Genomic DNA, 12,517 nt, shown 5'->3' with positions numbered 1-12,517 from the left:
CCGGCACGGCCTGACGATCCACCGGCCCTGCCCGCAGCCACGCGGGTCAGCCGAAGGCGCGGATACCCAGCCGGACGCCGGCAAGCACGCCGAAGCCGGACGCCGGCCAGCACGCCGCAGCCGACCACGGCGGCACGACCACGGCGGCACGCGGCACCGGCTCGCAGCCGACCTCCGAAGCAACCGCCGTGACCGCGCCGGCGAGCGTGTCGGCGCACAGCAGTCCAGGACCCCTCCACCGGTCCTCATTACGAGATGGCATGTTGCCATACGAGACAGCGTTACCGCCCGGACCCCCACCGGAAACACCAGGGCAACGGGACGTTCTTAGCGTCGGGCCAGCCCTTCCACTCCATGAAAGGTGGGCCATGACAGCGACCGATTCGCCCCTCCTCGACGTCGCCGCGACCGGATTCCCGATCCTCCAGCCCGGCCACGGAGCGATCGCGTCGAGGACCTACGTCCCGGCCACGCCCGGGAACACGCTGTGGGGTCGCCTTCCGTGCGAGGCGGACGCACCGTGCGCGGTCGTGCGACCGGGCTCCGTCGTCACGGTCGACACGCTCAGCCACGAGGGAGTTCTCGAGGACCAGGGCCGCGACCCCGCCCAGTTCTTCGGCCGTTACGGCGTCAGCGGCGGCCATGTGCTCGACGACGCCCAGCAGGTGGCGGACTCGGGTATGCCGCACGACTTCGACGAGGACGGGCCGCACCTTGTCACCGGGCCGATCGCCGTGGCCGGCGCCCGGCCCGGCGATCTGCTCGCCGTGACCGTCCTCGGCCTCACTCCGCGGGTTCCGTACGGCATGGTCTCCGCACGCCACGGCTTCGGCGCACTCCCCGGCGAGATGCCGTCGCTGCCCGGTCCCGTGTTCACCTTCGCCACGGCACACGCGGATCGCCACGGCGCGTGGGGCCGGATGGCGGTGGATCCGACGGACCCCTCCCGCGGCTCACTGCGCTTCCCGCTGCGGCCGTTCCTCGGCGTGATGGGCGTGGCGGTACCCGGGGACGAGCGGCCGCACTCGGTGCCGCCGGGGCGCCACGGGGGCAACATCGACATCTCCCTGCTCGGCGAGGGCGCCACGCTGTTCCTCCCGGTGCAGGTCGACGACGCGCTGGTCTACTTCGGTGACCCCCACTTCGCTCAGGGCGACGGCGAGGTCGCCCTCACCGCGTTCGAGGCGTCGTTGCGCGCCACCGTGAAGCTCGAGGTGGTGCCGGGCGGTGCGGCTCTGCGGCCCGGCCACGGCCGCGTCGCCCCGTTCGCCGAGACGGACGACTACCTGGTGCCGATCGGCCTGGACAAGGACCTGGGCGAGGCGATGCGCGATTGCGTGCGCTGCGCACTGGACCTGCTCACCACCGACTACGGCATCGACCGCCACCTGGCGATGGCCTACCTCAGCGCGGCAGGCGACTTCGCGGTCTCCCAGGTCGTCGACGACGTGAAGGGCGTCCACGCAAGGATCCGCAAGTCCGACTTCCGCGAGGTCGACCGACCGCGCTGACCGGCGGTTGCGCCGATTCCCGCCGCGGCACGGCGAAAGGGACCGGGCGGCGGGTTCAGTTCCACGAAGAGAGCGCCGCGAGCGACACACAGGCGGCGACCGCGGTCAGGATCTGGGCGCAGGCCGGTCTCATGGACCGCGGCGTCGCCTCGGACTCGCTCCACTCCCGACCGCCCGACGCGGCACCGCACGCACTCGCCAGCGCGACCAAGCGCTCGGAGGAATCGGCCGCACCGCCGAGAGACCGGACCGCGGCATCCCGTCTCTCCCCGCGCAGGACGTCGTAGCGACGAGCCCATCCGGTCGGCAACGGCAACCGTCTCGGCGTGCGAACGGGCCCTGACCCACTCCGATGCCGTGCGCAGCTTGCGAGAGGACCGGATCCGCGCGAGAACCTCGCCGAGCGCGCGGTCATGCGGCTGTGCACCGTGGACGGCGACGATTTATCCGTCGACGGTGTGGATGAAGCCGTCCAGTGCGAGTTCCATCAGCATCGCGCCGCTCAGGCCGAAGCCGAGGCCGGTGCGATAGCCGGGAACACGGCCTTGTCCGTCCAGGTACACAGCCGGCATGAAGTCTCCGCAAAGGCTGGAGGTGCCATCGGTCTTCATCCGGTTCTCCCCCATAGGGCACTTCGGCTTCGGCGGCGGGGTCCTTCCGGACCGGGTGGCCGAACCAGATCCCGAGGAACATTCGCAGCACTATGGCGGGCCCGGAGCCCCTGCGTCAGGAGTTGGCCGTACGCCGTTCTTCGCCGCGGACGTCCCTGCCCCCGTCACCAAGGTCCTGGCGGCGGCGCAACGCCCGCTGGCCGCAGCGGTGTTCGAGGAGACGGCCACGGCGGCGGCGTGGCAGACGAAGCCGTCCTGGGCCCTCGTGGCCGGCGCGGACCGGGCGATCAACCCCGAGGTCCAGCGCTTCGGCGCCAAGCGTGCCGGGGCCACGATCGTCGAACTCGAGGGCCCCTCGCACGCCGTGGCGGTGTCCCAGCCCAAGAAGGTCGCCGACGTGATCCGTGACGCGGTACGCGCGACGCGCTGACAGGGCGACGGGCGGTGCGGACGGACTCCCGTACGGCGTCCGCCCGCACCGCCTTCCTCACGGCAACCGCTCGGCCGTACGCCGCTGGTGGGGCCGTAGCATCACCGCTACGGCCCGGGCATGGCGCGCCACCGGCTCAGCCAAGCGCTCCCAGAGCCGCGAAGACCTGGGCGAGTTCGACGCCGATGGCACCCCCGCCGAGCACGAGCATCGACGCCGGCAGCTCCTGGCCGGGGGCAGACCCGCACACACGTGGATGGCCGGGACCCGGTATCGGGTCCCGGCCATCCTTCGCCGCACGGGTGGACTGACGCGACTGGCGCCGACGGGCAACAGGCGCTTCGGCCGCGTCAGTCCGACGTCAGGCCTTCTTGTTGGGGACGACGACGTCGCTGACGCAGGTGACCTGGCTGTCTGTTGCCGGACAGGTCTGCGTCGAGTCGTTGATGACGACGATGTTTCCGCGCTTGTCGGTGACGAACTTTCCGCGCTTGTCGGTGGTGAGCTTGGACTTGCTCACGTCCGCGCAGCGAACGTTGCCCATGCCGTCGTCGGCGCACATGCCGGCGGCCCCATGGCCGAAGGCCTGGGCGGCTCCGACACCGATCAGAGCAAAGCTCCCCAGCACTCCCGCTGCCGCTGCGATCTTCTTCGAACTGAGCATCTAACCTTTTCCTTTACGGTCGACCCCCCGCGACTGAACGGCGGAGTCGTTCCGGACACTTGGACCGGCGAAGAAGCCAGGCGGCAGGCTCGGGACTCGCATACCTGGTTCGAGCCCCGAAGCCTGCCCAGATCACCTGACCGGTGATTACCTGCCCAGGGAGAAGTTCTGCGTGCAGGTCACGGACTTGCGCTTGCTGTTGTCGACCTCACCCATGCCGAGGATGTCGAGGTTGAGGATGACGTCACCGACGCTGATCAGCGACTTGTACTCGCCGTTCTGCTCGCAGGACTGGTTCTGCTTGTTCGTGAGCTGGGCCTTCTCATCCCCGTCCGCAGCGTTACCGACACCCGCGCCCAGGACGCTGACGCTGCCGAGCATGGCCATGGCGACTGCGGCCTTCTGGTACTTGCGCATTACCTCTCCGTTTCTCAAGTGGACACATCCCGTGATGGGTTGGTCACCGACAGTCACCAACTATAGGCGACTTTCAGTGCTTTTGACGGACGAAACGCCCAGTGGCGTAAATTCCGTAAATAAGGCGTTTCATGGCGCTGCTGTGCATACATCAGGCAGCCGGACCCGGGTAGCCGCGTCTGGCCAACCGCCGTTCGGACAGCGGCTGTTCACAGCGAGCGGACCCACGCCGATCGACGAAGGCGTCAGTATGTGTCGCGAGGGACGACGACGCTGTCGACGCAGGTGACCTGGCCGTGCGAAGCCGGACAGATCTGCGTCGAGTCGTTGACGACGACGACGTTTCCACGCTTGTCGGTGACGACGTTTCCACGCCTGTCGGTGACGACGTTTCCGCGCTTGTCGGTGGTGAGCTTGGACTTGCTCACGTCCGCGCAGCGCACGTATCCCTTGCCGTCGTCGGCGCACATGCCGGCAGCCTCATGGCCGAAGGCCTGGGCGGCTCCGACACCGATCAGAGCAAAGCTCCCCAGCACTCCCGCTGCCACTGCGATCTTCTTCGAGCTGAACATCCAACCTTTTCCTTTGCGGTCTGCTCCCCGCGACTGAACGGCGGAGTCGTTCCGGACACTTGGACCGGCAAAGAGGCGGCAGCCCTCGGGGCTCGGACACCTGATCCGAGCCCCGAGACCTGCCTAGATCACCTGACCGGTGGTCACCTGCCCAGGAGGAAGCTCTGCTGGCAGGTCACGGACGAGCGCTCGCTGCTGTCGATCTCGGAGAGGCCGAGGATGGCAGCGAGGCCAAGGTTGACGTCGCCCAGCTTGAGGAGCCCCTTGTACTCCTCGTTGTTCTCGCACGCCTGGTTCTGCTTGTTGTCGATCTTGACCTTCGGGTCCCCGTCCGCAGCCTGGCCGACGCCAGCACCCAGGAAGCTGACACTGCCGAGCGCGGCCACGACGACAGCGGCCTTCTGGAACTTGCGCATTACTGCTCCGTTCTTCTGCGTGTCGACACAGCCCGTAATGGGCTTGTCACTGACAGTCGCCAACTGTAGGGGACCTGTGTTGGCTATTGAGGCGCGAAACACCCCATCGCAGGCGTTTACTAAAAGTCACGTTATGGGACTGATGTAGGTAAATCGGGTGAACAGTCAAACAAAAAGGCCTCGGGGCCCGGACCAGATGGTCCGGGCCCCGAGGCCTGCCTGAATCAGCCGATCAGTGCTTCTTGCCGCCGACCTTGAAGTCCTGACCGCAAGACTGAGACTCCTTCTCGCTCTGATCCATGTCGCCCCAACCGAGGACGGCGCCGACGTTGACGCCGATGTCCCCTGCCCCGACGAGCGTCTTGCCCGAGTAGTTCATGTCGCACGACTGGTTCTGCTTGTTGTCGAACTTGTACTTCTCGCCCCCGTCCGCAGCGTTACCGATGCCGGCACCCAGGAAGCTGACACTGCCGAGCATGGCCACGACGACTGCGGCCCTCTGGTACTTGCGCATTACCTCTCCGTTTCTCGAGTGGACACAACCCGTGATGGGTCGGTCACCGACGGTCGCTAACATAAGCGGACATTGCGGATTTTTCCAATGAAACGCCCAATCGCATAAGTTTCTTGAAAAAATGCATGCCCTGACGCTGCCGCGCGTACGTCGGGTGGCCCAACGGCGAACGTGCCCCTCGGGGCCCGGATCAGATGATCCGGGCCCCGAGGCCCGTCTGGATCAGTCGATCAGTGGTGCTTGCCGACGTTGAAGGTCTGACCGCAAGACTGAGACTTCTTCTCGCTCTGGTCCACGTCACCGTAGGCGGCGATGAGGTTCAGGTTCACGGCGAGGTCGTCGAGACCGATGAGCCCCTCGTAGCCCTCGTTCATCCCGCACGACTGGTTCTGCTTGTTGTCGAACTTGAACTTGTCGCCCCCGTCCCCAGCGTTGCCGACGCCGGCACCCAGGAAGCTGACACTGCCGAGCATGGCCACGACGACTGCGGCCTTCTGGAACTTGCGCATTACCTCTCCGTTTCTCGAGTGGACACAACCCGTGATGGGTCGGTCACCGACAGTCGCTAACATAAGCAGCTTTTGCGCCTTTATCCAGACGAAACGCCCAGTCGCACAAGTTTCTTGAAAAAATGCATGTCATCACGCTGCCGCGCGCACGCCGGGTGGCCCAACAGCGAACTTGCCCCCGGGGGCTCGGACACCCGGCCCGAGCCCCGAGGTCTGCCTGGATCGCCTGATCAGTGATCAGCGACCAGTGATCAGTGATCAGTGGCCGTTCTTGCAGTTCATGATCTCCCTCTCGCTGTAGTCCTGGTCGCCGTGAGCGAGGAGGACGTTCACGTTCACGCCGAGGTCGTCGAGGTAGATGATCCCCTCGTGGTCGTCGTTCATCTGGCAGTTCTGACTGCCCCCCGCGTGGCCGACGCCGGCGCCAAGGAAGCTGACGCTGCCGAGCATGGCCACGACGACTGCAGCCTTCTGGTACTTGCGCATTACCTCTCCGTTCCTCATGTGTGCACAGTCCGTGATGGACTGATCACTGACAGTCGCTACTGTAGGCGATCATTTATGACTTTTATAGGATGAAACGCCCAAATGTCGTTGGTTTCTTGAAAACGGGCATGGTGGGCGCTGCCGGGCCACAGCCCGTACGGCGAAGCCGCTGTTCAAAAGGGTGATACCGGGACGATCGTCGTGACTGGTGCGGAACGGTCGCGTTGAACGGGCAGTGCGGTGGCGCGTACTGCTGCCGCACTCACCCGAGTCAATAAGGAGAACGTGATGTCTCGCATCGCGAAGGTTGGCGCTGTCGCTCTGGGCACGGGCGCGATGGTGCTCAGCGGGGCCGGTCTCGCCGTGGCGGACGCCGGCAGCAAGGCCGCGGCGGTCGGCTCGCCCGGCTTCGCGTCCGGCAATGTGATCAATGTCGTGACCCACGCGCCGATCCAGGCGTGCACCTCGGACACTCTCAGCGTGGTCGGCCTTCTCAACTCGACCTTCGGCAACGTCTGCAAGAACGACAGCGACAAGAAGCACGACAAGACCGACGCGAACACCAACAAGAACGCCGAGAAGAAGAAGGCCGAGAAGAAGAGCAGCAAGAAGGCTCACCACGGCCACTGAGCGTCTGTCGTCGTACCCCAAGAGCCCCGGCACCCCGAGCGCCGGGGCTCTCCCCATGCCCCCGCGTCACCTCACGCGTACCGGTAGATCCGGCCGACGTCCTCCAGTTCGTCCGGCGTCACGTCCCACGGCGGCATCTTCTGGTGCGACGCCAGGATCCGGCCGTACTGCTCGTCGCGACGGCCCGGTGGTGTCGCGGGGAGGTAGCGCGCCCCGCGGTGCCGGCGCTGCCAGCGGTACCACTGCAGGTCGACGAAGGCGTGGTGCAGCCAGAAGACGGGGTCGTTGACGGAGGCGCCGCCGACCATGGCCCCGCCGACCCAGCGGTGCACCCGGTTGTGGTTGCGCCAGGAGGAGCTGCCCGCGCCGGTGCCCCATCCCTCCAGCTTGTTGCGGAAGCCCTTCCCGGACGTCGAGTCCCAGGGCGGGGTGTCGTAAACGGGGTCCTTCAGCGCCCACTCCAGCTCGCTCTTCGTGGGCAGCTCGATCGGGGCGCGGGGGCGTCCGAGGTCCCGGGTGAGGAACGCCCCTTCGGTCACGCCCTCCTTGAGAGTCCAGTTGCCCTCTCCATGGGCGAACGGACCGGTCGTCACCCGGTGGTCGGAGCGGCGCCCGTTGCCGCCGAGGAGGTCCGCCGTCCAGGGTGCGGAGGTGGTCGTGCGGTCGCGCGTCCAGTCCCAGTACGGCACGGTCACCGACGAGTCCACCCGGCGCAGCGCGCGCTCCAGCTCGAGAACGAACTGACGGTGCCACGGCAGGAAGGAGGGCGCCATGTGCGCGGCGCGCAGTCCGTGCTCGCCGTCGGAGGCGAAGTACTCCATGTGCATCCGCACGAACTCGTCGTACTCGCCGCGCCGTTTGAGCTCCAGCAGCGCCTTGACGAAGCGGCGCTTCTCGGCCCGGGTGAGCGTGGCGGCGTCCTTACGCACGTACGCCATGACGGTGCCCCATGTGCAGGTGTCCCGCGCCCGCCGGTCCCGGAGGCAGGTCGCGCAGCCGCTGGCCGGGGCCGAGTTCGTCGACGGCGGCGCGGGCGGCTGCGAGCGGTGTCCGGTACGAGCAGTAGTGGTCGACCATGCTCAGCCAGGTGCCGTCGGCGCGGCGCATCAGATGCAGGGGGCGGCCGTCCACGGTGACGTGCCACCGGCCGTCCTCGGCCGCGCCGCGTGCGGGGGTCCATACACCGCGGATACGGCGGCCGCGGTAGGTCTCGTCGAAGACGGTGTCGCCCGCGCTGCTTCCGGGTCCGGATCCGGGGCGCTGAGGCCGGAGGGCGGCGAACACCGGGGCCAGGGCGGCGGCGAGCGCGCAGGCGGGCAGACCGCGCGCCACAGCCCGTCGGGTTCTGCCCGTCGGTCCGGGCCGCGCCGGGCTCTGCGCTCCGTCCGCGCCATCCACCAGTGCTCCGCCGATGCTGACGACCATGGGCCACTCCTCGTCCGGTTCGGTTGTCCGTAGCCGTAACCGCCGAACGTCCCGCGCGGTCACCGCCGCGCGGCCAGTCCAGTGATCACCGATCGTCGTCCCGGTGATCACCTGTGCGCATACGGAGGAACGCGCATACGGAGGAACGGCCCTCGGGACTCAAGCTCCGAGGGCCGTTCCTCCGTACAGCACGGTCTCAGCCCTACAGCCACAGGTTGCCGTGCACCGGCTTGACGTCGTTCACCACAGTCGCTGCCTCCTTCGCGGAGTGGACCAGCGAGGCATTGCCGAGGGCGCCCGACTGGGTCAGGCCGGGGACCCTGGTGTTCAGGTCGCCGCTGAGGCCGGTGGACGCCAGGTCGGGGGCGGCCTGGCCGGTGGACACGACAGGGGCACTTTGCGGGGCCGGCGCGGGGGCGCTCTGCGGGGCCGGGGCAACCGGGGCACTCTGCGGGGCAGGCGCCACCGGAGCGCTCTGGGGGGCGGGCGCCACGGGGGCACTCTGGGCGGGGTAAGCCACCGGAGCACTCTGCGGGGCAGGCGCCGCCGGAGCACTCTGCGGGGCAGGCGCCACGGGGGCACTCTGGGCGGGGTAAGCCACCGGAGCACTCTGCGGGGCAGGCGCCGCCGGAGCACTCTGGGCGTGGTACGCCATGTCGGGGGCGCTCTGACCAGTGGGCGCCATGCCCGGGGCCGGGGCCGGGACGTTGTGGGCGAACGCCGGCGTTGCGGCACCGGCAGCGATCAAGGACCCGGCAAAGACGGCGGCAGCCTTAAGGGACTTCATGGTGTTCCTTTCTTCGGCAACGCAAGTCACCGGAAGGGATTCTGTCGCCGTGCCTAACGAGCTGTGGTCGGGGCGGAAACCGGAGGTGCCGAAGATCGCGAGTCCTCATATGAGATCTCAAAGGGCCGACCTCCGAACGCGATAAGACCAGAGGAAAGTCGGGAGAAAGTCAGGGACGACAAACAGTCGTGGTGCCGGCCCGGAGGCCGGCACCACGACCGGACGAGTGAGAGCCGTACCGATACGACGCTCATGCGACGCTCACAAAGCGGGCCGCAGCACCGTCGTCGACACCGTATTCCCATTGACCGTGACGGTCTGCACCGAAGACAGCGACGTCGAATCCGATGCGCTGGACAGCGGCAGAATGGACAGGCCGATGTCGATCAGCTCGTCGAGGAGGGTGTCCAGCCCGGTCAGCAGCCCGTCGACCGACGGAAGCACCTCGGTGTCGACACCGGAGGTGATCGCCTCCAGGAGAGCGTCGAGGGCATCCTGCAGGGCGTCCAGCGCGTCACTCGTCTCGTCGGCGGCACTGCGCTCGGATGTCCCGAGCTCCGCGGCGGGCCGGGCGGGAGCCGGCAGCGGCGCGTCCGTCTTCGGAGCCTTGGCGGCCGCCTTGGCCAGGGCGTCCTTCGCGGCGGCTCCCAGTTTTCTGGCCTTGTCGGGGGGCAGTTGGCCGTCGTCCTCCTCGAGCACGGCCTTCAGTAGGTCGGCGACCGGGGTGAGCTCGCCTCCCAGTTTCCTGACCAGCGCGAGGCGCGCGTCAGCGCCGGGGAGCCGTTCATCGGGCGACGCCACATGGCTGTGCTCGCGGGCCGAGTCGGCCGCCATGGCGACGGGGCCGGTGATCCCGACCAGGAGGGCGGCGCACAGTGCGCTGGACGCGATGCGCATGGGGATTCCTTTCGACGGGCGTGGGATCTTGAGCCCACGGTGAAAGCGCCCATGACTTCCCGCAACCGCTCATATGTTTTTCGGGCTCCCGCATTTCCCCCTGTCGCCGCGCCCTGCCTGATCAGACGGTATGTCAGACCGACTGCGCCCTGGCGCCCGTTCGGGGGAACGACACCGGCCATGACATTCCCCGACGGCAAGCCAGAGGACGAGGTTCACAGATCCGACACACTTGTCGGGTTTCACCATATTTGTCTGGTTAGCGACTAGGGTTCGGACGTCTCGAACGCACCCCTCCGGGCGGACACAGCGCACCCTTACCGCCGCTGCCACCGCCACCTGTTCCGAAAGGGCATCGACGGTCATGCGCCATTCCCTGCGTCCGCTGTTTCGCGGTGCGACCGTGGGCGTCCTCGCCCTTGCCGCGATGTGGGTACCCGGCGGCTCCCCGACTGCCGCGCCGGCCGCGGCACCCGCACCGGAGGCGAGCAGCCTCGCGTTCGCCCAGAGGTACCACGCGCACCAGCACGGCGGCTTCGTACGTGCGGCCAACGCCAGCATCAGCTGCACGCAGATGGCGGCACCTTCCTGCTCGGACGTGCGGGACGGCGGGCGCGGGGTGAACGGCGACTTCGACATGTTCTACATCGACGTCGACCGCGACCCGAACACCTACAACTCCTCCCGCGCGGAGGTCCGCCTGCCGAGCGGCTCCCAGGTGACGTACGCGCGCCTGTACTGGGGCGGCAACCTGCGCGTCGGCGAACAGAAGCCGCCGGAGGACAACGGGCGGGTGCTGATCGCCGAACCCGGCGGGGAGTACAAGGAAGTCCTCGCGGACACGGTCGTCGGACACCGCGTGGCGGACGGCGCGGACGCCTTCCAGGCCTCGGCGGACGTCACGCGGATGGTGCGGGAGGGCGGGCCGGGGCTGTACACCGTGGCGCAGGTCAACGTGGCCATGGGCAAATCGGGGGCCGGGGCCTGGGGCGGCTGGACGCTGGTGGTGGCGTACGAGAACGCGGCGGAGCCGCTGCGGCACCTCGCGCTCTGGGACGGCTTCACCTCGCTGAGGTCCGGCGCACAGGAGATCCGCGTGCAGGGCCTGAACTTCCCCGCGGGTGCGGGGGGCCGCGCGGGACTGGTGGCGTACAACGGCGACCGCGGCACCAACGGCGACTCGCTCACCCTGACGACCGGGTCCGGCTCCATCGCCCTCAGCAACGACGCCAACCCCCAGGACGACGTCCTGAACTCCACCATCACTCAGCCCGGATCGGATCCGGCGCGTGTGCCGGCGTACGCCAACACCCTCGGCTACGACTCCGACGTGTTCGATCTCGGAAGAGGCCTGCAACAGGCGGGTGACCAGGTGACCTTCCGGCTCCAGTCCGAGCAGGACGCGGCGTGGGCCGGTGTGCTCTTCGTCGCCGTCGACGCCCAGCGATGAGCCCGTCGCCGACCGCCCCGAGCGCCTTTGTGAGCGAGGAAGCCGCGCATATGCATATGTCATCCGCCGACCCCCGGCCGCGGATCCTGCACCTCACCCAACCGGTGGACGGCGGGGTCGCGCGTGTCGTGACGGACCTGGCCCGGGCACAGCTGGCGGACGGCGTGGACGTCACCGTGGCCTGCCCCGACAGCGCCCTCACCGCACAACTGCGGGCACTCGGCGCGAACGTACGGCCCTGGCCCGCGACGCGGTCGCCGGGGCCGTCGCTCGTACGGGAGGTACGGCACCTGGCACGGGTGATCGACGAGGTACGCCCCCATCTGGTGCACGCGCACAGCGCGAAGGCCGGGCTCGCCGGCCGGCTCGCGGTGCGCGGGCGGATTCCGACGGTCTTCCAGCCGCACGCCTGGTCGTTCGAGGCGGTCGGCGGGGGCACCGCGGCCCTGGCGCTCAGATGGGAGCGATTCGGGGCGCGTTGGGCCGCACGGATGGTGTGTGTGAGCGAGGCGGAACGCGCGACCGGCGTGCGCGCCAAGATCGCCGGCCGGTGGACCGTCGTTCCCAACGGCATCGATCCCGAGCGCTTCCACCCGGCCGACGCCACCGCCGTACGGGCCGGGCTCGCACCGCTCGCCGACGTCCCCCCGGCGGCGCCGCTCGCCGTCTGCGTGGGGCGGCTGTGCCGGCAGAAGGGGCAGGACCACCTGCTGCGGGCGTGGGACGCCGTCGCGCAGCGGGTGCCCGACGCCCGCCTCGTCCTGGTCGGCGACGGACCGGACCGTGACCGGCTGCGCGAAGTCGCCCCGGAGTCCGTGCTGTTCGCGGGAGCCGTCACCGACGCCGCCCCCTGGTACCAGGCCGCCGACCTCGTCGTCCTGCCGTCCCGCTGGGAGGGCATGGCGCTGGCCCCGCTGGAGGCGATGGCCTGCGGGCGGCCCGTGGTGGTCACGGACGTCGACGGCGCCCGCGAGAGCCTGCCGCCCTCCTTCGCCGGCCGGTGCCTGGTCCCGCCGGAGAACCCGGCGGTGCTGGCCGACGCCGTCACCGAGCTGCTGCTCGACCCGCCGCTGCGCGAGTCGCTCGGCAACCGGGGCCGCCGGCACGTGCTGTCCACCCACGACGTACGGCACACCGCCGAGGCGTTCGCGGACGTCTACCGCGACCTGCTCGGCACCTGGCCCGCCACCGACGGTGC

19 protein-coding genes are annotated in these 12,517 nt (G+C 68.8%); 5 read left to right on the top strand and 14 right to left on the bottom strand.

The window, feature by feature from the left end:
• Window positions 1-46: 46 nt before the first annotated feature.
• Window positions 47-262 carry a hypothetical protein gene (locus CLM62_RS49205; RefSeq protein WP_143658912.1) on the bottom strand — a complete coding sequence of 72 codons (216 nt, stop codon included), beginning with the start codon at window positions 260-262 and terminating at the stop codon, window positions 47-49.
• Between the two features lie 106 nt (window positions 263-368).
• Here CLM62_RS49205 and CLM62_RS03510 point away from each other — a divergent pair, with 106 nt between their 5' ends.
• Entirely contained in the window at window positions 369-1,511 is a 1,143-nt protein-coding gene (locus CLM62_RS03510; RefSeq protein ID WP_095748399.1) for an acetamidase/formamidase family protein, read from the top strand.
• A 443-nt stretch (window positions 1,512-1,954) separates the two neighbouring features.
• Here CLM62_RS03510 and CLM62_RS50655 read toward each other — a convergent pair whose 3' ends face one another.
• A complete protein-coding gene (locus tag CLM62_RS50655; protein ID WP_218835550.1) occupies window positions 1,955-2,083 on the bottom strand; it encodes a GPP34 family phosphoprotein in 129 nt (42 codons plus the stop codon).
• Between CLM62_RS50655 and CLM62_RS50990 the strand changes: the two genes are divergently transcribed.
• A complete protein-coding gene (locus tag CLM62_RS50990; RefSeq protein ID WP_257003643.1) occupies window positions 2,082-2,552 on the top strand; it encodes an alpha/beta hydrolase in 471 nt (156 codons plus the stop codon). The genes CLM62_RS50655 and CLM62_RS50990 overlap by 2 nt on opposite strands.
• Window positions 2,553-2,688: 136 nt before the next feature.
• Here the strand turns inward: CLM62_RS50990 and CLM62_RS49700 are convergent, their stop codons facing one another.
• The 8 genes from CLM62_RS49700 to CLM62_RS03470 all read right to left on the bottom strand — a co-directional run bounded on the left by CLM62_RS49700 (window position 2,689) and on the right by CLM62_RS03470 (window position 6,130).
• Complete coding sequence (locus CLM62_RS49700; protein WP_179381919.1) at window positions 2,689-2,802, bottom strand: NAD-binding protein; 114 nt, start codon at window positions 2,800-2,802, stop codon at window positions 2,689-2,691.
• 111 nt (window positions 2,803-2,913) lie between these two features.
• A complete protein-coding gene (locus CLM62_RS03500) occupies window positions 2,914-3,216 on the bottom strand; it encodes a hypothetical protein (protein WP_095748398.1) in 303 nt (100 codons plus the stop codon).
• A 147-nt stretch (window positions 3,217-3,363) separates the two neighbouring features.
• Window positions 3,364-3,633 carry a hypothetical protein gene (locus CLM62_RS03495; RefSeq protein ID WP_095748397.1) on the bottom strand — a complete coding sequence of 90 codons (270 nt, stop codon included), beginning with the start codon at window positions 3,631-3,633 and terminating at the stop codon, window positions 3,364-3,366.
• Window positions 3,634-3,878: 245 nt separating this feature from the next.
• Window positions 3,879-4,205 carry a hypothetical protein gene (locus tag CLM62_RS03490; protein ID WP_095748396.1) on the bottom strand — a complete coding sequence of 109 codons (327 nt, stop codon included), beginning with the start codon at window positions 4,203-4,205 and terminating at the stop codon, window positions 3,879-3,881.
• A 143-nt stretch (window positions 4,206-4,348) separates the two neighbouring features.
• Window positions 4,349-4,621, bottom strand: a complete 273-nt coding sequence (locus CLM62_RS03485; RefSeq protein ID WP_095748395.1) for a hypothetical protein — start codon at window positions 4,619-4,621, stop codon at window positions 4,349-4,351.
• Between the two features lie 232 nt (window positions 4,622-4,853).
• Window positions 4,854-5,135 carry a hypothetical protein gene (locus CLM62_RS03480; protein ID WP_095748394.1) on the bottom strand — a complete coding sequence of 94 codons (282 nt, stop codon included), beginning with the start codon at window positions 5,133-5,135 and terminating at the stop codon, window positions 4,854-4,856.
• Window positions 5,136-5,365: 230 nt separating this feature from the next.
• Window positions 5,366-5,644 carry a hypothetical protein gene (locus CLM62_RS03475; protein ID WP_095748393.1) on the bottom strand — a complete coding sequence of 93 codons (279 nt, stop codon included), beginning with the start codon at window positions 5,642-5,644 and terminating at the stop codon, window positions 5,366-5,368.
• Between the two features lie 258 nt (window positions 5,645-5,902).
• On the bottom strand, window positions 5,903-6,130 hold the full coding sequence (locus CLM62_RS03470; RefSeq protein WP_095748392.1) for a hypothetical protein: 228 nt from the start codon (window positions 6,128-6,130) through the stop codon (window positions 5,903-5,905).
• A 288-nt stretch (window positions 6,131-6,418) separates the two neighbouring features.
• Between CLM62_RS03470 and CLM62_RS03465 the strand changes: the two genes are divergently transcribed.
• Entirely contained in the window at window positions 6,419-6,760 is a 342-nt protein-coding gene (locus tag CLM62_RS03465) for a chaplin (protein WP_095748391.1), read from the top strand.
• 71 nt (window positions 6,761-6,831) lie between these two features.
• Here CLM62_RS03465 and CLM62_RS03460 read toward each other — a convergent pair whose 3' ends face one another.
• From CLM62_RS03460 to CLM62_RS03445, 4 genes are all read right to left on the bottom strand, one after another.
• Window positions 6,832-7,698 (bottom strand): tyrosinase family protein, encoded by an 867-nt coding sequence (locus CLM62_RS03460; RefSeq protein ID WP_095748390.1) that lies wholly within the window; start codon window positions 7,696-7,698, stop codon window positions 6,832-6,834.
• Window positions 7,682-8,185 (bottom strand): tyrosinase family oxidase copper chaperone, encoded by a 504-nt coding sequence (locus CLM62_RS03455; protein WP_095748389.1) that lies wholly within the window; start codon window positions 8,183-8,185, stop codon window positions 7,682-7,684. Before CLM62_RS03455 ends, CLM62_RS03460 begins: the two co-directional genes overlap by 17 nt.
• A 202-nt stretch (window positions 8,186-8,387) precedes the next feature.
• Complete coding sequence (locus CLM62_RS03450; protein ID WP_095748388.1) at window positions 8,388-8,570, bottom strand: hypothetical protein; 183 nt, start codon at window positions 8,568-8,570, stop codon at window positions 8,388-8,390.
• A 663-nt stretch (window positions 8,571-9,233) separates the two neighbouring features.
• Window positions 9,234-9,869 carry a hypothetical protein gene (locus CLM62_RS03445; RefSeq protein WP_179381920.1) on the bottom strand — a complete coding sequence of 212 codons (636 nt, stop codon included), beginning with the start codon at window positions 9,867-9,869 and terminating at the stop codon, window positions 9,234-9,236.
• A gap of 364 nt (window positions 9,870-10,233) precedes the next feature.
• Between CLM62_RS03445 and CLM62_RS03440 the strand changes: the two genes are divergently transcribed.
• On the top strand, window positions 10,234-11,319 hold the full coding sequence (locus CLM62_RS03440) for a DUF3344 domain-containing protein (RefSeq protein WP_095748387.1): 1,086 nt from the start codon (window positions 10,234-10,236) through the stop codon (window positions 11,317-11,319).
• A gap of 50 nt (window positions 11,320-11,369) precedes the next feature.
• Window positions 11,370-12,517, top strand: a 1,148-nt coding sequence (locus CLM62_RS03435; protein ID WP_107483754.1) for a glycosyltransferase family 4 protein, incomplete at its 3' end; no start/stop codon positions are given.

Origin of the sequence: Streptomyces sp. SA15 (assembly GCF_002291145.1) — a bacterium.
GTDB lineage: Bacteria > Actinomycetota > Actinomycetes > Streptomycetales > Streptomycetaceae > Streptomyces.
The sequence above is the reverse complement of the archived record's forward strand: the minus strand, read 5'-3'. Positions and strand labels throughout refer to the sequence as shown.

Excerpts from the sequence above, each read along its gene's own strand:
- CLM62_RS49205 (WP_143658912.1), bottom strand. The coding sequence starts at position 262 with ATGCCATCTCGTAATGAGGACCGGTGGAGGGGTCCTGGACTGCTGTGC.
- CLM62_RS03510 (WP_095748399.1), top strand. The coding sequence starts at position 369 with ATGACAGCGACCGATTCGCCCCTCCTCGACGTCGCCGCGACCGGATTC.
- CLM62_RS50990 (WP_257003643.1), top strand. The coding sequence starts at position 2,082 with ATGAAGTCTCCGCAAAGGCTGGAGGTGCCATCGGTCTTCATCCGGTTC.
- CLM62_RS50655 (WP_218835550.1), bottom strand. The coding sequence starts at position 2,083 with ATGCCGGCTGTGTACCTGGACGGACAAGGCCGTGTTCCCGGCTATCGC.
- CLM62_RS03500 (WP_095748398.1), bottom strand. The coding sequence starts at position 3,216 with ATGCTCAGTTCGAAGAAGATCGCAGCGGCAGCGGGAGTGCTGGGGAGC.
- CLM62_RS03495 (WP_095748397.1), bottom strand. The coding sequence starts at position 3,633 with ATGCGCAAGTACCAGAAGGCCGCAGTCGCCATGGCCATGCTCGGCAGC.
- CLM62_RS03490 (WP_095748396.1), bottom strand. The coding sequence starts at position 4,205 with ATGTTCAGCTCGAAGAAGATCGCAGTGGCAGCGGGAGTGCTGGGGAGC.
- CLM62_RS03485 (WP_095748395.1), bottom strand. The coding sequence starts at position 4,621 with ATGCGCAAGTTCCAGAAGGCCGCTGTCGTCGTGGCCGCGCTCGGCAGT.
- CLM62_RS03480 (WP_095748394.1), bottom strand. The coding sequence starts at position 5,135 with ATGCGCAAGTACCAGAGGGCCGCAGTCGTCGTGGCCATGCTCGGCAGT.
- CLM62_RS03475 (WP_095748393.1), bottom strand. The coding sequence starts at position 5,644 with ATGCGCAAGTTCCAGAAGGCCGCAGTCGTCGTGGCCATGCTCGGCAGT.
- CLM62_RS03470 (WP_095748392.1), bottom strand. The coding sequence starts at position 6,130 with ATGCGCAAGTACCAGAAGGCTGCAGTCGTCGTGGCCATGCTCGGCAGC.
- CLM62_RS03465 (WP_095748391.1), top strand. The coding sequence starts at position 6,419 with ATGTCTCGCATCGCGAAGGTTGGCGCTGTCGCTCTGGGCACGGGCGCG.
- CLM62_RS03460 (WP_095748390.1), bottom strand. The coding sequence starts at position 7,698 with ATGGCGTACGTGCGTAAGGACGCCGCCACGCTCACCCGGGCCGAGAAG.
- CLM62_RS03455 (WP_095748389.1), bottom strand. The coding sequence starts at position 8,185 with ATGGTCGTCAGCATCGGCGGAGCACTGGTGGATGGCGCGGACGGAGCG.
- CLM62_RS03445 (WP_179381920.1), bottom strand. The coding sequence starts at position 9,869 with ATGCGCATCGCGTCCAGCGCACTGTGCGCCGCCCTCCTGGTCGGGATC.
- CLM62_RS03440 (WP_095748387.1), top strand. The coding sequence starts at position 10,234 with ATGCGCCATTCCCTGCGTCCGCTGTTTCGCGGTGCGACCGTGGGCGTC.